At 60.6% G+C, this 18,547-nt stretch carries 15 protein-coding genes and 1 pseudogene; 6 read left to right on the forward strand and 10 right to left on the reverse strand.

The genetic code is table 11. The features are described 5' to 3' along the window. Window positions 1-72: 72 nt before the first annotated feature. The 6 genes and pseudogenes from V5B40_RS01825 to V5B40_RS01850 form a co-directional block, all read left to right on the forward strand. The gene (locus V5B40_RS01825) at window positions 73-2,106 is read left to right on the forward strand and encodes an MASE1 domain-containing protein (RefSeq protein ID WP_332352860.1); all 2,034 of its coding nucleotides are present in this window, start codon (window positions 73-75) and stop codon (window positions 2,104-2,106) included. Beyond that, a complete protein-coding gene (locus V5B40_RS01830) occupies window positions 2,084-2,782 on the forward strand; it encodes a response regulator transcription factor (RefSeq protein WP_332352861.1) in 699 nt (232 codons plus the stop codon). The genes V5B40_RS01825 and V5B40_RS01830 overlap by 23 nt, the downstream gene beginning before the upstream one ends. A 190-nt stretch (window positions 2,783-2,972) precedes the next feature. Next, window positions 2,973-3,248, forward strand: coding sequence for an EF-hand domain-containing protein (locus V5B40_RS01835; RefSeq protein ID WP_332352862.1), 276 nt, complete (start codon window positions 2,973-2,975; stop codon window positions 3,246-3,248). Between the two features lie 89 nt (window positions 3,249-3,337). Beyond that, the gene (locus tag V5B40_RS01840) at window positions 3,338-3,907 is read left to right on the forward strand and encodes a TlpA family protein disulfide reductase (RefSeq protein WP_332352863.1); all 570 of its coding nucleotides are present in this window, start codon (window positions 3,338-3,340) and stop codon (window positions 3,905-3,907) included. A gap of 130 nt (window positions 3,908-4,037) precedes the next feature. Next, window positions 4,038-4,304 (forward strand): type II toxin-antitoxin system RelB/DinJ family antitoxin, encoded by a 267-nt coding sequence (locus V5B40_RS01845; protein ID WP_332352864.1) that lies wholly within the window; start codon window positions 4,038-4,040, stop codon window positions 4,302-4,304. Further along, window positions 4,300-4,467: pseudogene (locus V5B40_RS01850) on the forward strand (type II toxin-antitoxin system YafQ family toxin); the annotation flags it as partial. The gene V5B40_RS01845 and the pseudogene V5B40_RS01850, both read left to right, overlap by 5 nt. Before the next feature lie 284 nt (window positions 4,468-4,751). Here V5B40_RS01850 and V5B40_RS01855 read toward each other — a convergent pair. The 10 genes from V5B40_RS01855 to V5B40_RS01900 all read right to left on the reverse strand — a co-directional run bounded on the left by V5B40_RS01855 (window position 4,752) and on the right by V5B40_RS01900 (window position 18,175). Next, the gene (locus V5B40_RS01855) at window positions 4,752-5,144 is read right to left on the reverse strand and encodes a DUF4124 domain-containing protein (protein ID WP_332352865.1); all 393 of its coding nucleotides are present in this window, start codon (window positions 5,142-5,144) and stop codon (window positions 4,752-4,754) included. 416 nt (window positions 5,145-5,560) lie between these two features. Then, entirely contained in the window at window positions 5,561-6,316 is a 756-nt protein-coding gene (locus V5B40_RS01860) for a DUF3047 domain-containing protein (protein WP_332352866.1), read from the reverse strand. After that, window positions 6,313-7,107 (reverse strand): YiiX/YebB-like N1pC/P60 family cysteine hydrolase, encoded by a 795-nt coding sequence (locus V5B40_RS01865; RefSeq protein ID WP_332352867.1) that lies wholly within the window; start codon window positions 7,105-7,107, stop codon window positions 6,313-6,315. Before V5B40_RS01865 ends, V5B40_RS01860 begins: the two co-directional genes overlap by 4 nt. A 9-nt stretch (window positions 7,108-7,116) precedes the next feature. Continuing rightward, window positions 7,117-7,941 (reverse strand): DUF547 domain-containing protein, encoded by an 825-nt coding sequence (locus tag V5B40_RS01870; RefSeq protein WP_332352868.1) that lies wholly within the window; start codon window positions 7,939-7,941, stop codon window positions 7,117-7,119. Window positions 7,942-7,946: 5 nt separating this feature from the next. Continuing rightward, the gene (locus tag V5B40_RS01875; RefSeq protein ID WP_332352869.1) at window positions 7,947-10,091 is read right to left on the reverse strand and encodes an FAD-dependent oxidoreductase; all 2,145 of its coding nucleotides are present in this window, start codon (window positions 10,089-10,091) and stop codon (window positions 7,947-7,949) included. A gap of 277 nt (window positions 10,092-10,368) precedes the next feature. Continuing rightward, the gene (locus V5B40_RS01880) at window positions 10,369-11,823 is read right to left on the reverse strand and encodes a GMC family oxidoreductase (protein ID WP_332352870.1); all 1,455 of its coding nucleotides are present in this window, start codon (window positions 11,821-11,823) and stop codon (window positions 10,369-10,371) included. 7 nt (window positions 11,824-11,830) lie between these two features. After that, a complete protein-coding gene (locus V5B40_RS01885; RefSeq protein WP_332352871.1) occupies window positions 11,831-12,634 on the reverse strand; it encodes an aquaporin in 804 nt (267 codons plus the stop codon). Window positions 12,635-12,641: 7 nt separating this feature from the next. Beyond that, the gene (locus V5B40_RS01890; protein WP_332352872.1) at window positions 12,642-13,490 is read right to left on the reverse strand and encodes an SDR family oxidoreductase; all 849 of its coding nucleotides are present in this window, start codon (window positions 13,488-13,490) and stop codon (window positions 12,642-12,644) included. Between the two features lie 39 nt (window positions 13,491-13,529). Continuing rightward, entirely contained in the window at window positions 13,530-16,202 is a 2,673-nt protein-coding gene (locus V5B40_RS01895) for an MGH1-like glycoside hydrolase domain-containing protein (protein WP_332352874.1), read from the reverse strand. Between the two features lie 293 nt (window positions 16,203-16,495). Then, window positions 16,496-18,175 (reverse strand): FMN-binding glutamate synthase family protein, encoded by a 1,680-nt coding sequence (locus V5B40_RS01900; protein WP_332352876.1) that lies wholly within the window; start codon window positions 18,173-18,175, stop codon window positions 16,496-16,498. Window positions 18,176-18,547 lie beyond the last annotated feature (372 nt).

Below are 18,547 nucleotides of genomic sequence, written 5' to 3' on the forward strand. Positions count from 1 at the left end.
AATGATGCGCCGCAAGCCAGCCAGTGCCGCGGACGACGGATGCGACATTGACCCATACGGAGCCGGCAAGCGATGAAGCCCTCATTTCCTCTTCTTCCCTTGACAGCCGCCACCTGGACGGCGCCGCACAATCTGCTGATTCTCGTCCTGGTGGCCGCCACCTACCTGGCCGCCGGCGTCTTGTCCCTGGAGCTGTATCCGGTCGGTGACGGACTTGCCGGCATCTGGCCGCCCGCCGGCATCGCCGTTGCTGCCGCATTGATCGTCGGACCGTTCGCGACTGCGAGCATTCTCGTCGGCGACTTCCTTTTTAGCCTCTACGCCGGCTGGCCACCGATTCCCGCGTTGACACTGGCACTTGGCAGCCTCGCCGAGGTTCTCGTCGCCTGGCTGCTGCTGGTTCGCTGGATGCCGATCGATCTCCGTCTGCAGCGCACACGCGACGTCGCAGCATTCATCGTCATGGGCGCCTTGCCCGGCGCGCTGCTCTGCGTCGCTTTGCGTGTCGGACTGTTGGCGCTCCTCGGGCGCGGCAACGAACTCACGGCAGAGCATGTCAGCGGGCTGGTCATCGGCTTCGTCGCGCATAGCCTCGGGATACTGGTGGTAGCCCCCGTCGTCCTGACCTGGACTGCGGAACCCGGACTGCCACGGCAGCGAATCGAGTTCTACCTCCTGCTTCTCGCTGCGATAACGCTCAACGTGATCGGCTTCTCGGTGACTGTCGCAGCGCCGGGCTCGGCAATTCTCTACACCATATTTGTCGCCGTATTGTGGGCAGCCTTGCGCTTCGGCCCGCGCGAAACCGCCCTGGTCATCGCCATGACCGGGGTCTTCGCCACCTGGGCTGCAGGCAGTAGCAGTGGCCCATTCATGCTCTCGAATCAGCGCGAAGCGCTGATTTCTCTGAGCCTCTTCCTTTTCGTGGCGACGGCAACGGCCTTGTTTTTGGCCGCTGCCGCTCGCGAGCGCGATCTCTACCTGCGCCGCGTCGTCGAGAGCGAACATGCACAGCGCGCCCTGATCGATCAGATGGCGGAAGGTGTGATCACGCTCGACAGCAACGGGCGACTCGACTTCGCCAGCCAGCGCTTCTGCGCCTTGTGCGGCAAATCGCAGCAACAGTTGCTCGGCCAACGCCTGGATGAGATTTTCGACGACGCCGCTGCATCCGCGCTCGAGTCTCTGCCGAGTGCCATTCCCTCGGCGCACGATATCGAGACCGAGGTTTCCCTGGCGCTGCCGGGGCAAGGGAATCGCACCCTGGTGATCACCGCGCGCGGCCTGACTGCTGCCGACGGGCATCCGACCGGGACGCTGGCGGTAATCGGCGACATCACCGACCGACGCCGCGCCGAGGAACTGTCGCAGCAGCATCTGCGCCAGTTGGCGCACATGGGACGCGTCAAGTCTCTTGACGAAATGGCGGTTGCCATCGCCCACGAAGTTGCCCAGCCCCTGACGGCGATCACCACCTACGTTCAGGCGGCGCTGCGCTTCCTGCCGGCCGAGGGCGTCCACCGCAGCGTCATTCAGGACGCGCTGCTCGGTGCCTCGTCGCAGGCGCGCCGAGCCAGCGCCGTCGTCAGTCGCATTCGCGCCTTCGTTCAGGACAGACCCTGGCAGCCGAGGGAGTTGCTGGTTCACGATTTGTTGACGGAAACGGGGCGTTTCGCCTCGCCGGAAGCTCGACAGCATGGGGCAAGCCTGCTGGTCGCTCCCAGCCGCACGCCTTGCCGCCTCCTGGGCGATGAAATCCAGATCCAGCAGGTCTTGCTCAACTTGATCCGCAACGCCGCCGAGGCCATGGCAGAGCACTCCAGTCCACGGCGGCAGATCGCCCTGGCGGCCGAGCGCACCAGCGACGGCATGGTCGACGTCTCGGTCAGTGACACCGGGCCGGGGATCGAAGCCGCCTACCGCGACAAGCTCTTCGAAGCCTTCTGCAGCAGCAAGAAAGACGGTGTCGGGATCGGGCTGGCCTTGTGCCGTTCCATCGTCGATGCCCACGGCGGCCGACTATGGGCGGAAACGCCCGCCACCGGTGGCGCCATATTTCACGTTGTCTTGCGCGAGGTCAAGCATGGAAAACACACCACAAGCTGAAGTCGAAGCCCAACTGCCGCTCGTCTATATCGTTGATGACGAAGCGGCCGTACGCGACGCGCTGGGCTTGCTGTTTCAGTCGGTCGGACTCGCGCATGTCGGTTTTCCGGATGCGCAGGCCTTGCTCGCCCACCCCTTGCGCAGTGCGCCGTGTTGCCTGCTCACCGACCTGCGAATGCCCTTGATGAGCGGCATCGAGCTCGTCGAAACGCTGCGCAAGCGGGGCGTGTCCATGCCGGCAATCATCATCAGCGGCCACGGAGACATCAAGCAGGCAGTGCGTGCCCTGAAATGTGGCGCCGTGGATTTCATCGAGAAGCCTTTCGACGACCAGGACCTCATCGATTCGGTCAACGCGGCGCTCAAGCTGTCCATGAACGATGCTTCAACAGACGCGCCGGCAGCGCCGGCTGAAGGAACACGGCCCGGGCGGCAGGCGCAGATTTCGCCCCGCGAACTGGAAGTGCTGCGCCTGGTGGTGAAGGGTTGCCCGAACAAGGTGATCGCTCGCGAACTCGGGATCAGTGCGCGCACCGTCGAGGTACACCGCGCACACGCGATGCAGAAGCTCGGGGCCTCATCCGTCGCGGAGTTGGTTCGCGTCGTCCTGCATGGTGGGCTTCTCGATCAAGCGCTCGATGAGCCCCTAAGTAATCACCACGCCATCGCTAGGTAGACGCACGAATGTTTTCAAACGCGGCTGCGGACTACATTGAGGCTGCAGGGTGAAAGCGGCGTAAAACCAGCAACACCACCAAAGCCACCACAGCCAACCTCTCCCATGCACACCGAGGCTCCAGGCGCCACATTGAAACGCCAGCGACTGGAGCACTAACGCAAGGCACTTCGTTTCGAGGAGATACAAAATGAAACTCACCAACACTACGTCCGCAATCGCATTGCTGATGGCTCTTTCCGGTGGGCTGGTATCCGGCCAGGCCCTGGCCGACCTGCCTTCCCCGCAGGTAGACATCCGGACCATCGACACCAACAAGAACGGCAAGGTCGAGAAGGATGAATACCTCGCCTTCATGGCCAAGGAATTCGACAAGTCGGCGGGCAAGAAGGGCTACTGCACTTTCGAAGAGGTCAACCAGGGGTTCGAACACATGTCCAAGCAGCTGTACATGGGCGGCGGCTAGCCTGGCCATTCCTCATGCAAAATGAGGCATTCCCCTCTCTTCAGCTGCCAGCGAAAAGAGGGGATTTTCAATTCCGCCTGGAGATTCTCATGCTCAAGACGACAAGGACAGCACCGCCAGGATCGCGCCGCGCGTGGCTCCAGTTCGCCATGGCCACACTTGTCACCCCCTGGGTTTTCAGCGCACACGCCGATCTCGAGATCGGGCAGCCAGTTCAGGCCCTGGACATCGAACTCATCGACGGCACACTCACGACCGCCGATCAGTGGCGGAGCAAGACCGTCATCTATCTGTTCTGGGCGACATGGTGCCCGATCTGCGTCGGCGAGATGGCGGCCTATCAGGCGCTGCGTAACAGGCACAAGAGCCAGGGTCTCGAATTGCTGGCACTGGCGCTCGACCAGGAAGTCAGCGAAGTCAGAGCCTTCGCCGCGGATGTCGGCTACGACTTCCCTATGGCCATGCGCAGCGATGCCGTTCGTGGCGCCTTCGGCGACATACGCGGCACGCCGACGGTATTCATCGTCGACCGGCGTGGCATCGTCGGCTTCAAGCACCTTGGCGCCATTGCGCCAGACGATCTCGGACGCATCGTTGAAACGCTGCTTGAGCCCGTAGTCCCTCCCGCTGGCCAGATGCGCCCATCATCGTCGGTTTGACATGCCATCGCCCAGATGGGGTCGTCTCAGAAAACGGAAAATAAAGCACGGTAAGCAATCCGGCGAGCCTCTATTGTAGTCTCAAAGTGACTACAACAGAGGCTCTGAAACCGCTTTAAGGGAAGCCGCTATGAGCACCGCTGATACCTATGTCCGCGCCCGCATCGACACCAATACCAAGGAACGCGCCGCTGATGCGCTCGACGCAATGGGCTTGTCCATTTCTGACGCTATTCGCTTGCTGATGCTGCGCATAGCCGATGAGCGCCGTTTGCCCTTCGATGTGAAGGTTCCCAACGCCACCACGCGCAAGGCCATTGCCGAGCTTGAGACTGGGAAGGGCAAGCGGTTCGACAGCGTTGACGACCTGATGGCAGATCTGCATGCGGACGACTGACCAGCCGCTTGATGCCAAATGCCGCGACCATGACTTGAGCGGCGATTGGGCAGGCTACCGTGAATGCCACGTCAAGCCCGACCTGCTGCTGATCTACCGCAAGTCGGATGCCGACACCCTCAGAGTGGCGCGGCTTGGCTCGCACAGCGAGCTTTTCGGTTGAGCCTGTCCGGTTTGAAGTACGCTTCAACTTGGCGTCAGGTGAACGCTCAAGTCACGTCAGATTAGGGCCGCTACTAGCGTGCTCTATTTTCCGTTTTCTGAGACGACCCCAGGAGCTGCTACCTATACCGGTAATTCCGGGGGCTCGTGTTGTTATTTATGATCGTAGTAGTGTCTGGCTCGCGCATTCCGCACGCCGAATACATGCGCCGCTTTGCCGCTCCGATTGAAGCACGACTCGAACTATTGGAACCTGCCGCAAGGTCGTAGCTCCACTGGGCTTTTTCACAGTCCTGACTGTTGACTGTTCTTCGCTTCGGCCCGCAGTTCGTCGTCTCTGCGCTCATATCGTCGCTCAGCAGCGGCAATCGTTTGCCACTGTTTCTCGGTAACCGCCAAGCTCTTGGCTTTTCCGAAGTCGCCGGTAGCCACTGCTTCGGCAACCTTTGCATCGAGCACCCGGGCCTCGCTATTCCGTGTTCTAGCCGCGTCTCGCTGGTCTGGGTAGGCTTGGCTCGATCCTTGAAAGATTTGCTCTTCGCGATCCTCGCCGGAACAAGGGGCGTCAGAGAAAGCTGTTCCGCCTGAAGGGGTCTTGCATTTGTAGTATGCCTGGCCGAGAGCTGGCGACGACAACATGGCAACACTCAAGACCAGAAGCGCGGCAACGTTTTTCATTTCCATTCCTTAAGTGAGTGTAATGGCATATTACATCTCTACAGCATGGCCGAGAAGCTAAAAGCAAATGGCTGGCTGCTCAGAGCGCAGTCTGCGGTCAAGCCAAAAGGCCGCAGTTCTGGAGCGCGCGAGAAAATTGCGAGCTGGTCGCGAGGAATGCGCCATCATGCGGAGTTCTCCCCAGCTATTGCCTTCGAGTAGAACGAGCGCCGGAACGAGCGGCCAACGTCTGATATCGACGCGATGGTCGGCACCAGCGATTGGCGCCTTAGCCAGAATTGCCACTCCAATACGCGGAGAGTCTTCAGATTTCATGAGGGACATATCCATATGCTTGCCAGACCGTGCTTCGGGGCAAGGCGATCACTCACTCGACTGTCCGAATTTCCGGGGCCCGCTCTCGTGCGCCAGAATTCTTACAGGTCAGCTCCATCATTCGATATAGGGCAAGTATCCTCTGTCTCAACAAACCGGAAATCAGCGAAACCCGCATGCGCTTCCTCGCCCGTATTGTCGGTATCTGATGCGACGGCCAGGCCTCGTAATTCGCTGTTTATATCTCCGAAGGAGCGTCGGAAATCTGCCAGAACATTCCGTCGCTCCTGTACCCAGACGCCAGCCTGGCTTGTACCGGAGCGTAACACCAGCATACGCGCCCGATCCGTATAGACGTTGTCCTGCAAGGTGCCGATCGGATGACGGTTGTCCCAGATGTAATTCAGCGCGGCATCCGGCACTTGGGCACCATAGATTGAACGAGCTAGGTGGAGCTTGGTGCGGGTGCAGAAACTCAGCTGATCCGGTGGCACCGCAAACGTCAGGTAGACCCGAGCGGCGTAATCGTCACCGGATTTTTGGGTCATGTCGGCGGAGGCAACAGGCGCATCAATCCGCCATTGCCAGCACAGAATGGGAGTCTTTTTCAAATCTACCGCAAGCGGGCGGCCAAGTAACGCCATGCTCTTCTTTGCCTTGGCCTCAATGGCAACCACGCCGTCCCATTTGCGTAGCGTGTATTGGGTAGGCGGCACCCGCTGGTCGAGGTGTTGAATTTTCCAGGGGGCCGGAATTATCTTGTCTGTTTCACTGAATCTGCCAACCCAGAGCGGATCAGCTTGGGCTGCGAATGGTGCGGTTATGCCGACCAGGCAGTACAGGAAACGACTGTTCATGCACTTGCTCCATTTTGTTCAGCCTCTGGTAAACGCTCAGCCCAGTTGATGCGGCGGTAGTCGAAGCCGTTTTCCAGCGTCGGCTTGATTACTTGAAAAAAGGGCGAGACATCGAAGTCTCTAGGCACGAACAGGCTGTGATGGCGAATCCTCATTATTTCCTCGATACAGCCCGCGCAGTCCTTGTGATCGGTGGTGCGTAACTCGATTCTAGCCAGAATGGGATAGCGCACCGACTGGAAGCATTGAGCGATCAGTGTTGAGCAGATGGCCCGCGTGGGATCGCCGCTGCCCAGCGACAGCATGCACCGCCGCCAACGTTGCGGTACGGGTGGCGTAGGAATCAGGTAACGTGCCAGATCGAAAACGTTTCTCAGGTCGTACTGCTGGCCGACCCTTACCAGTCCGTAGTCGATGATCCGCTGCCGGTCTGCGTCGGTGAGGCCGACCGGTCGGCAGATGCGGCAGTGCAGGCCATCGAACTCAGAAAGTTCGACCAGCCGAACGCCTTCGATAATGTCGGCCTCAACAAAGCACGAGGGAGATCTACCGGAACCGCTACGACCAGCAGCATCGCCAATGTATAGCGCCGCATGGGACCAGGTAGATTGGGTCAGATACTTGATTGCCACGCTGACACGCGTGTCGCCTTCAACCAGAAGCACATCCCCCGGCCGTAGCGTCTTTTCCAGAAGCTCCAAACGGGTCGGCAGCGAGACCCCATGGCGATGATGCGGCTGGCTCAACCAGTGCCCCAACCAACTGCCTGCACGTCGAGCCAGAGAATTCATCGATGCTCCCTAGCGACGCCCGGACGAAGCGCTATCGTTCAAGCGCCAGTCATAGTCGAGGAACTCCAGCTTGTAGTCGCCTTGCCGAATCCGCTCCTGAGCCTCCGGTGCTTTGGTGAGTTGCCCGGCATAGTGGCCAAAGGTGGTTTTGAGTGAGACAAAGCCTTTGTGTCCTTTTTCAAAGTCCTTGCCGTACCAATCGAAGATCTTCGAGACCTGCAGATTTCCGCTGACGGCATCGAAACGATTACGACTGCTGTCTGCCAGGAAATGACGCATGCCGTCTTCCAGTTGGCTATCCAGCTTGTCGGCGGTAAAAGCCTCGGCGCGCAGCATCGGGCAACCGATCGAGGCACAGACAACTGCGGCATGAATGCGTGGATCGTCGAAGGCTCCAGGCTCACGGATAAGCCCGTGTTCGATATCATCGAGTGCCATTTCCTGGCCAAAGAGTGGAATGAAGTTCTTCTTCCAGGGTGACTGGAAAACGCTGCCAATATCCTTGATAGATTTGAGATCCGGGTACTTGCTAAGAACCAGTTCGACCGTCCAGGCGTTGTAACCATTGATCAGGAAGGCTAGCCGCTGCGGCTTTGTCCACTGTTTGTACTCGGCTTCCGGGACGGCGGAAACGGCTTTTAGCCAGGTCTTGATCTGAGCTTGATCCGCAGCCATGCCACGATAGTCGACCCGACTAGAATTGCCATCTGGCGCCACCTTGACGTGTTTACCGAGCAACGTATTCCACTCACGGTATTGGTGGTCAAAGGCCAATGCGGAGAAACTGGTGAGTGCAAAGACCGCCAACAAGATAATTGTTTTTATGAGCGACATGTGGCTTACCCCCGGCGCCAAGTGTGGAAGCGTTCGACCCAGGCCAACAATTTCTGCGGTGCATGCGCCTTCTTCCAGTTGCCGGCGACATACTTGTTGGCCTCGGCCAGCGTCGGGTAGATATGGATGGTGCCGAGGATTTTGTTCAGACCGATGCCTTGCTTCATGGCCAGTACGTATTCGGCGATCAGGTCGCCGGCGTGTTCGCCGACGATGGTGACGCCAAGAATCCTGTCTTTGCCCGGCACCGTCAGCACCTTCAGGAAGCCATGGGCCTCACTGTCGGCAATCGCCCGGTCAAGGTCGTCAATGTCGTAGGTGATGACTTCGTAGAGAATGCCTTTTTCCTTGGCTTCCAGTTCGTTGAGGCCGACACGGGCAACTTCTGGTTCGACGAAGGTGGCCCATGGGATCACCGAATAGTCGGCCTTGAATTTCTTGAGCGGATCAAACAGCGCGTTGACCGCGGCGTACCAAGCCTGATGGGCGGCAGTATGGGTGAATTGGAAAGGACCGGCAACGTCGCCAGCGGCGTAGATGTTCGGGTAATTGGTTTGCAGGAATTCGTTGGTATCCACGGTGCGACCGGTCGGAATGCTCAGTTCTTCCAGACCGAAACCTTTGAGATTGGCGGCACGGCCGACAGCAACGAGCACGGCATCGAACGGAATACGGATATCCTGTCCTTCGTATTCAGCAATCAGGAGCTTTTCTCCATTCTCCATGACGACCTGCTTCGCTCGATGATTGAGGAGTACATCAATCCCTTCCGCACGGAAGCGCTGGGTGACCAGTTCGGAAACCTCCGGGTCTTCGCGAACCATTATGCGGGCACCCATTTCGACTTGCGTCACCTTGGCGCCCAAGCGAGAGAAAGCCTGCGTCAGCTCGCAACCAATCGGCCCGCCACCGAGCACGACCAGACGCTTCGGCAGTTCGCGGATGTCCCAGACGTTGTCGGACGTCAGGTAGCCGACCTCCTCCAGGCCGGGGATCGGCGGCACGAAGGCGCTGGCGCCGGTAGCGATGACGATGCTGCGGGTCGACAGGCGCTGGGTACTGCCATCATCGCGGGTAATATCGACCTCCCAAGGCGAAACGATCTTGGCGCTGCCCTGCACGACATCGACGCCCAGTTCGGTGTAGCGCTCTGCCGAGTCGTGCGGTTCGACCGTCTTGATCACCGCTTGCACGCGCTTCATGACATCAGAAAACTCGAAGTTGGCATCGGCCGAAGCGATGCCGAACTCCTGCGATCGCGTGATGTGTGAGAGGAACTTGGCTGAGCGAATCAACGCCTTCGACGGCACGCAACCGGTATTCAGGCAATCACCCCCCAACTTGTGCTTTTCAACAAGGGTCACTCTGGCCTTGACAGCAGCAGCGATGTAGGAGGTCACGAGGCCGGCGCTACCGCCACCAATGACCACAAGATTGCGGTCGAAACGCGTCGGCTTCTGCCACTTGGCGAATACCTTGTTCATGCGAACTATCTCCACGAGTTTGCGGGCAATCAGGGGAAAAATGCCGAGCAAGACAAACGAGCCGAGCAGGCCCGGAGAGAGGATGCCGGACAGGGAGTCCAGTTTGGCCAGTTGAGTACCGGCATTTACGTAGACCACCGTGCCAGCGAGCATCCCGAGTTGGCTGGCCCAGTAATAGGCTCTGGTTTTCATGGCGGTCAGACCGAACAACAGATTGACCAGAAAGAAGGGGAAAAGCGGAACCAGACGCAGGGTAAAAAGGTAGAAGGCGCCTTCGCGTCGCACCCCGTCGTCGATAGCCGCCAAGCGCTGCCCAAAACGTTCGCTAACCCAATCGCGCAGCAGAAATCGAGACATCAAGAAGGCAAGTGTTGCGCCAATAGTTGATGCAAAAGAAATTATTACCACTCCCCAGAGAAGTCCGAATACCGCACCGCCAGCAAGAGTAAGAAGCGCAGCTCCTGGAAATGAAAGGGCGGTAACAATGACATACCCGACGAAAAAACAGGCAATGCTCAGTAGTGGATTTCTTGTACGAAAAGCCTCAATGGCGGCTTGTTGATTTTTGAGCGACTGGAGACTTATGTATTGGCCTAGGTCATAGTGAAAATATAATCCGACCAACAACACGATGACAGCCAGCAGGGCCAGCTTTTTGTATTTCATGAACGATATCCGATGAATTGTTAGCACGGGTGACAAGAAAACGTTTCCTATATAGGTCGCAGGAAGGACGTTTTCATTACATTTTTATTGTGTTATTTGGCATCAAGCCAGGCGGCTAGCCAATCCTCTCAACTTGGCGTTCCGTCATGCCATGCTTGTCTGCGCCAAAAAAAGGCCGTGGTAGCGCCGAGTGTTGGTGCCGGTCAGGGTAGCGACTACCGACGGCGCAGGCGCCGTTACGGTTGGCCAGCCACCATTCGCGCCGTTCGGCTGCGGCCTATCCGGCATTGCCGATCTCTCTTCGGCCAAGCCGTGCACCCAGACGCAGGCCCCAGGCATAGATGGTGAGCGCCGGGTTGACCCTGCTGGAGCGTGGCAGCACGCTACCGTCGGCCACGAAGAGCCCCTGTATGCCGTGCACTTGGCCGTCGGCATCCACCACCGAGGTTTTTGGATCGGCGCCTGTGATCAGGCTGCCCAAGGCATGGGCGGTGCCGGCCAGCCCCACGTAACGGGAGACGCCCAGCATACCCGCCTTGCGTAGGCCGGCTCCGAAGGCCTGGATAATGTGCCGATGCTCGGCCTGTGCCGGTGGCAGGCGGTCGATTTCGTAGTCCAGCACCGGCACGCCACCGTGGCCGCCGCAGGAGATGACGCGGTTGTCCGGATGGGAGCCATCCTCGGTAGTGACAAAAAACCCGTAGGCCCGTGCGCCCATGGCCCGCGCGACAAATTTTGGCACCGCAGCGGGCAGCTGGGTGGCAAGAATTTCGCCGTCCATCCAACCAAGGCACTGCACCGTACTGTGGGGAAACTTGTCGTTGAGAAAGAAGGCCGTCTTGCGCAATACGTCGCTCTTCTTGAATGGCGAGAAGCCCAACAGGGCGCTGTTGACATGCAGCTTGAAGTTGGCCCCGACCAGGGCGGTCGAGGGTAGGTGCTCAGCCAATCCGCTGGCTTCGAGATAGTCCTGCAACAGGCGTGGGGAACTCATGGCGCCGGCCGCCAGAATCACGCCGCCGGCCAAGTGGCGGCGACCGTCGGCACATACCACACCGATGATGTGCGCCGGGTCGTCTTTGGTAGGCAGTAGCCCGGTCACTGTCTGCCCGGGGAGGAGGGTAAAGTCTGCTTCCCCCTGGAGATCGTCCAACAGGTTCCACTCCGCGTCTGACTTGAAGCCGCAGGCGGAGGCGAAGCCATCGAAGTGTTTGGCCTCTTCCGGGTGTTCGAGGATCTCCCGCTTCAGCCCCAGCGGTAGGCTGTCGGCCCGCCACGCCGAGTCCGAGGCGAGGACGCGCTCGACCAGCTGCTGCAGCTCCGGTTCGTTGTCGAAGCGGGTGACCGCCATCAGGGATTCGGCCTGGTCGTAATAGGGCGCCAGGTCCTTCTCGGAAATCGGCCAGCCCGGACATTGATGTTGTGGATCCGGTTCGAACTCGTGCGGAGAGAAGCGCAGCAAGGCTGCGCCGTACCACTTGGTCTTGCCGCCCACGTTGTAGAATTCGCTGGGGATGAACTGGCGGTTCTGGCTGTCCACCCACGGCTGTTGGTTCTTGAATCGGCCCTCGGCAAAGACCTGCTTTACGTCCAGGGTGCTGCCGTCGCGGGGTAGCCGATCGCCCTTCTCCAGCAGCAACACCCGGCGGCCTGCCTTGACCAGGTTGTAGGCGGCCGCGGCGCCGCCCGCTCCGGAACCGATGATGATGAAGTCGTTGTTCTGTTCGCTCATGGCCTGTTCATACCTCAAGGCTATGGTTGTCGGATGGTGGCCGGTGGCCGCAGTGGATACAGCGCACATGGTCGGGGTGGTCGAGCTTGGCACACATGCGCTGAGTGCTGCGGTGCAGCAGATGATAGATTTCAACGGCGCTCAGCATGCCCAGGATAGGGGCTGTGAAATAGATCCAGGTGTGGGTCCATGGGCCGCCAGAGGCCGCAGAGGCGAAGGTGCGGGCCGGGTTCATGCTCATCCCCGACAGCGGCGCCTCCAGGGTGATGTAGGTGGCCACCAACACCGCGGAGGCCAGGCCGGTGAGGCGGCCGAGGCGTTGCGAATTCATGAAGTACAGCACCGTCAGCATCAACCCCATCGAGATCAGCAACTCCGCCACAAAGGCCACCGCCGGGCCCTGCGGACCGGGCACGGTGGCCACATGGTCTACCGGCGGCAGGCTGAACGCATCGCCGAGCAGCAGCAACACCAGCCAGAGCCCCAGGGTGCCGCCGATGAACTGGGCCAGGATGTAGAACAGGGCGTCCAGCGGGGCGATCTTGCGCAGACGTAGAAAGGTCAGGGTCACCGCTGGGTTGATCTGGGCACCGGAGCGCTGACCCCAGGGGGTGTAGATGATGCTCGCCGCGGTTAATCCCATGGCCAGGCCGATCAGGGCGCGGCGCAGGTCGGCGTCCGGCAGCAGCAGGTGCAACGGCGAGCCGGGATACTCCAGCAGGGCCACCACCATGCCGGCAGAGGCCATGAACATGCCCAGGCCCCAGGCCTCCATAAGGTACTCGGGCCAGTGGCGACGCATGGTCTCCATCACCTTGTCAGCCCCCTACGGCGAAACCGGGATAGAGGGTCATGCCGCCGTCCACAAAGAGGCTTATGCCCTGGATATAGTCGGCGTCGTCGGAGACCAGCCAGGCGGTGGTCCGGGCGATGTAATCGGGCTCACCGATACGGTTGTAGGGAATTAGCTTCATCAGCTCCGCGTAGGCCTCCGGCGTCTCCCAGGCAGCGGTGTTGATGGGGGTGCGGACGGCGCCGGGACAAATACTGTTGACCCGGATGCGGTAGGCAGCGACCTCTTGCGCCAGGCTTTTGGTCATCAGCATCACCCCGCCCTTGGAAGCGGCGTAGTTGACGTGGCCTGCCCAGGGAATTACCTCGTGCACCGAACTCATGCTGATGATCTTGCCGGCTGCGCATGAGACTTCGGGTACCACACCGCGCCGCTTGAACTCGCGCACCGCCTCCCGGGCGCAAAGGAACTGGCCGGTGAGGTTGACACCGATGACCTTGTTCCACTGGGACAGGGTCATCTCGTCGAAAGGGGCGTCCTGTTGCAGGCCAGCGTTGTTGACCAGGATGTCGATGGTGCCGTAGGCATCGATCATCTGCCGGAACATGGCCCGCACCTGCTCCTCGCTGGAGACATCTGCTCGGATGGCCATGGCCCGGCCGCCGCTGGCGGCGATCTCGTCCACTACCGCGGCGGCCTGCTCCTCGCCGGCCACGTAGTTGACCACCACATCAGCCCCCTCCTTCGCCAGGTAGACGGCCACCGCCCGGCCGATGCCGGAGCTGGCGCCGGTAACCAGGGCCTTCTGGCCCTTCAGCAGTTGCCGATTTGGACAACGGGGCATGACTACCTTGGGTAAGGTTTCATCGTTCATTTTCGTCTCTCTAAACTTGATAAGGGCAAGCGTTGCGGTTCAGGGCTTGTTCGGCACAGCATGCAACTCGTGGATCAGGTTGGCCACCAAGCCGCTCCAGCCGGTCTGGTGGGAGGCTCCAACCCCGCGGCCGCTGTCGCCGTGGAAGTATTCGTAGAACAGCAGGTGATCGCGGAAATGGGGGTCGTGCTGGTGTTTTTCGGACTCGCCGAATACCGCTCGCCGTCCCTCGTTGTTGCGTGTGAACAGGCGGCTCAGGCGCCGGCTCAGCTCATCGGCCACCTGGCGAATGCTCAGGTTCTGGCCGGAGCCCACCGGGCACTCCACCTGGAACTCGTCGCCGTAGTAGTCGTGGAAACGGCGCAATGAACTGATCAGTAGGTAGTTGACCGGGAACCAGATGGGGCCGCGCCAGTTGGAATTGCCGCCAAAAAGGTTGGACAAGGACTCGGCAGGCCAGTAACCCACCTCCAGGCGCTCTCCGGTGCAGCCGAACTCATAGGGCTGGTCGGCATGGACGCGGGACAGGGCACGCACGCCGTAGTCGGAGAGGAACTCGGTTTCGTCCAGCATGCGCCGTAGCAGGGCCTTCATACGATGGCCGCGCAGCAGCGATACCAGATGACAACCGTGCACCCCCTTCTCCTCCCAGTGAGAAACCAGGGCATGCAGCTCCGGCCTGTAGTCGAGGAACCACTTCATGCGCCGGGTGAACTCCGGGACTTCGTCCAGCAGCGCCTGGGGCAGTACCTCCAGGGCAAAGAGCGGAATCAACCCAACCATGGAGCGCACCTTCAGCGACATTTTTCGCCCATTGGGTAGTTGCAGTACGTCGTAGAAGAACTGATCCTCCTCGTTCCACAGGACATAGTCACCGTCGCCAATATTGTTCATGGCCGCGGCGATGTGCAGGAAGTGTTCGAAGAATTTGGTGGCGATGTCCTGGTAGACCGGGTTTTCCCGTGCCAACTCGAGGGCGATACGCATCAGATTGAGTGAGTACATGGCCATCCACGCGGTGCCGTCGGACTGGTTGATGTGGCCGCCGGTGGGCAGGGGCGCGCTACGGTCGAACACCCCTATGTTGTCCAGCCCCAGGAAGCCGCCCTGGAACACATTGCGGCCGTCGGCATCCTTGCGGTTCACCCACCAGGTGAAGTTGAGCATCAGCTTGTGGAACATCCGCTCCAGGAACGCCCGGTCTCCCTTGCCGTCGTTTTGCAGCTGGTCCATACGATAGACCTCCCAAGTGGCCCAGGCGTGAACCGGTGGGTTGACATCGCCGAAGGCCCACTCGTAGGCGGGTAGCTGGCCGTTAGGGTGCATGTACCACTCGCGGGTCAGTAGCAGCAGTTGGTCCTTGGCGAATTGCGGATCTACCAGCGCCAGGGGCAGGCACTGGAAGGCCAGGTCCCAGGCGGCGTACCAGGGGTACTCCCACTTGTCCGGCATGGAGAGGATGTCCGCATTGTTGAGGTGCTTCCAGTCGCTGTTGCGACCATGACGGCGTGCGTCCGGAGGCTTGGGGCCGCCGGGGTCGCCATTCAGCCACTCGGGCACATCGTAGTAGAAGAACTGCTTGCTCCAGATCATGCCGGCCAGGGCCTGGCGCTGGATCCGGGCCAGGTCCGGATCAACGATGTTCGCTTGCAGGTCAGCGTAGAAGGTATCGGCCTCGTCGATGCGCGTTTGCATCAGCTCGTCGAAGGTGCTGAAGGCATCTTGGCTGACGCCCTTGCTCAAACGCAGGCGCAGTACGGCGCTGCCGCCACCCGCGATCTCCAGGCGGTAGAGGGCCGCCGCCTTGGTGCCGCTCTGTTGTGGGTTGATCGCATCGACCTTTCCGTCTATCAGGTAGTCGTGGAAAGCGTCCTTGAAATGCCCCTGCGCCTCCATGCCGTAGAGGTGGCGCACGTTGGTGTCGTTGTCGCAGAACAGGAGCTCGGGTCCACCCTCGGCGTACCAGTGGTAATCGCCAAGCGCGTCGTGGCGCACGCTGACGGAGCCGAGCTCGGTGGCGGACAGCGCAGGACGTTCGGCATCGTAGCCCCAGCTCCAGGTGTTGCGGAACCAGAGCTGGGGCAGCAAGTGCAGGGTGGCGGCCTGGTCGCCGCGGTTGTGCACGGTGATGCGCATCAAGATATCTTCAGTGTCCGCCTTGGCATACTCCACGAAGACGTCGAAATAACGGTCCTGCTCGAACACCCCGCTATCCAGAAGTTCGAACTCGGGTTTGTCCATGCCGCGTTGCCGGTTCTCCTCCCGCAGGCGCGCATAGGGGTATTCCGCCTGGGGATATTTGTAGAGGAACTTCAGATAGGAGTGGCTCGGCGTGGCGTCCAGGTAGTAGTAGAGTTCCTTTACGTCCTCGCCGTGGTTGCCCTCGCCGTTCGTGAGGCCGAACAGGCGCTCCTTGAGGATCGGGTCCTTGCCGTTCCACAATGCCAGCGACAGGTTGAGCTGCTGCTTGTCGTCGGAGAGTCCGGCGAGACCATCCTCGCCCCACCGGTAGGCGCGGCTGCGGGCGTGGTCGTGAGGAAAGGAATCCCAGGCATCACCGCCCTCGCTGTAGTCTTCGCGCACGGTGCCCCACTGGCGTTCACTCAGGTAGGGCCCCCAGAGCCGCCAGGGAGCCGTGCCTTCATTCTGTTGTTTCAGACGTTGACGTTCACCACTATCGAGTGGTTTCTGTTCGGCATTTGTTTTAGACATGGCATCTTCCTATTTGTAGGCTGCATCGAGACCGGCGAACGCAGCAGGATCGTTCGCCTTCACTCCTGACTTCAGCGATCCGTTCAAGTCGGCGCGCTCAGAGCGGGCGCGAGAATGCCGGCGGTTCCTGCTTCATGGCTGATCTCTCCAATCAAACCAACTTCACGATGTCACTTTGCGAAAAAATCGCAGCGACATGCAGGGACAGCGTCGGCGAGCGGTAAAGGTTGGGGGGACGCTGCTGTGCTCGACACCCTCTGACTCTTGCGCTTTGACGAACAGGTCAGGTGCCTTCATTGGATTTCCTCTTCCGTAACGCTCTTCATTTCGCTGCGCAACGGTTGCTCTATCGCGCAGTACTCATCGTTGATATGCGTCATGCAACTTGTCGGCATGAATCGATCGGATGCGGCCTCCCGGACTTCCAGAGCGAATGACTCCGGTATGGCATCGCCAAGCAGGACGCCAGACTCAAGATAGGGAAAGAGCTGGTCGTAGCGTCGAATCGCACTCTGGCTGACGCGCCGGAAGATGTGCGTACGGTTCAGGCCGGTCGTACGGCACAGGCCGGCCGAGGCGATGAGTTCAGCGGTTGCATGCACGGTCTTGGCGTGGAACTGGGCCACGCGCTGCGCCTTGTCGGTCACCACCAGGCCTCGATAGAGGCGAGGATCCTGCGTCGCGACGCCCGAAGGGCAGTGGTTGCTATTGCAGGTGAGCGACTGGACGCAGCCCAATGCCAGCATCATGCCGCGCGCGCTGTTGCACAGGTCGGCACCCAGAGCGATGTTCTTGACGAGGTGGAAGCCGGTGAGGATCTTGCCCGAGGCGATGATGCGGATATCTTGTCGCAGCCCGAAGCCAGTCAGGCTGTCGTCAACGAAAGCCAGGGCCTCGCGCAGCGGCATGCCGACGGAGTTGGTGTATTCGAGCGGCGCGGCGCCGGTGCCGCCCTCGCCGCCATCGACGGTGATGAAATCGGGCGCTATGCCGGTTTCGACCATCGCCTTGCAGATGGCGATGAACTCACTCCTGCGCCCGATGGCGAGCTTGAAACCGATCGGCTTGCCGCCGGAGAGCGCCCGCAGTCGGGCGACGAAGCGGACCAGGCCGAGCGGTGAGTCGAAGGCGCTGTGGCCCGGTGGCGAGTTGACCTGGGTGCCGGGTTCGACGCCACGTGCGCGGGCGATCTCCGGGGTGTTCTTGTCGGCCGGAAGAATGCCGCCATGACCGGGCTTGGCCCCCTGCGAGAGCTTGATCTCGATCATGCGCACTGACGCCAATGCGGCCTGCTCGCGAAAGGCGTCATCGGAAAAATTGCCTTGCGCATCGCGACAGCCGAAGTAGGCGGTACCGATCTGCCAGACCAGGTCACCACCGTGTTCGAGGTGATAGGGGCTGATGCCGCCCTCGCCGGTGTTATGCGAGAAACCACCCCGCTTGGCACCGCTATTCAGCGCCAGTAGGGCGTTCTGGCTGAGGGCGCCGAAGCTCATCGCCGAGATATTGAGGATGCTGGCCTGGTAGGGCTGCAGGCACGCCGGGCCACCCACGCTGACGCGCAGATCGCTGTCGGTCTTTGCGACATCGATGGCCGCAAGCGAGTGGCCGATCCATTCGTAGCCGGTGCGATAGGTGTCAACCCGGGTCCCGAAGGGCACGGTATCGAGCTCATTCTTGGCGCGTTGATAGACGACGCTGCGGAACATACGGTTGATCGGCGCGCCATCGGTATCGGCCTCCACCAGGTACTGGCGGATATAGGGGCGAATGGCCTCCATGAACCAGCGGCCACGCCCGAACAGGGGGAAGTTGCGCCGGATGCTGTGCTGCGGTTGAAAGATGTCGTAGACGCCGACGAGTGCCAAGGGCACAACGATCACCAGCGCCCATAGCACAGGTGGCCAGAAGAATTGGACGAGTGCAATGAATAGCAGTGTGCCTGCCGCTGCCTTGATGAAACGGGAATGCATGTGCTCTCCTGGGCGGCGAGGTCGAGCGGAACGCCCGATTGCCCGGTGTCGTTGCTGTCGCGATCCTGTGGTCCGATCGTTAGCGATACAGTCGTTTCCCGAAGCGCTGTCCTTACATAGGCGTCGATGACTCGACCGGACACGCGTCGTCGCAGGAGGCAGAAAACGAAACACCCCGGGCGCCCTGGGCGGTCGGCGCTTCGCGTGTCGATGTGCGGCCGGATCGGGTGGCAAATCGATTGAAACGCCTGCGCGATCAGCGTCGAGCAAATGGCCCGCGTCGGATCGCCGCTACCGAGCGCCAGCAGCTGGCGGCGAAACCTTGATGGAACCGGTGGCGTGGGCAGCAGATAGCGGGCCAGATCGATGACA

Source organism: Candidatus Accumulibacter meliphilus, from assembly GCF_036625345.1.
In the GTDB taxonomy this organism is placed as follows: Bacteria; Pseudomonadota; Gammaproteobacteria; order Burkholderiales; family Rhodocyclaceae; genus Accumulibacter; species Accumulibacter meliphilus.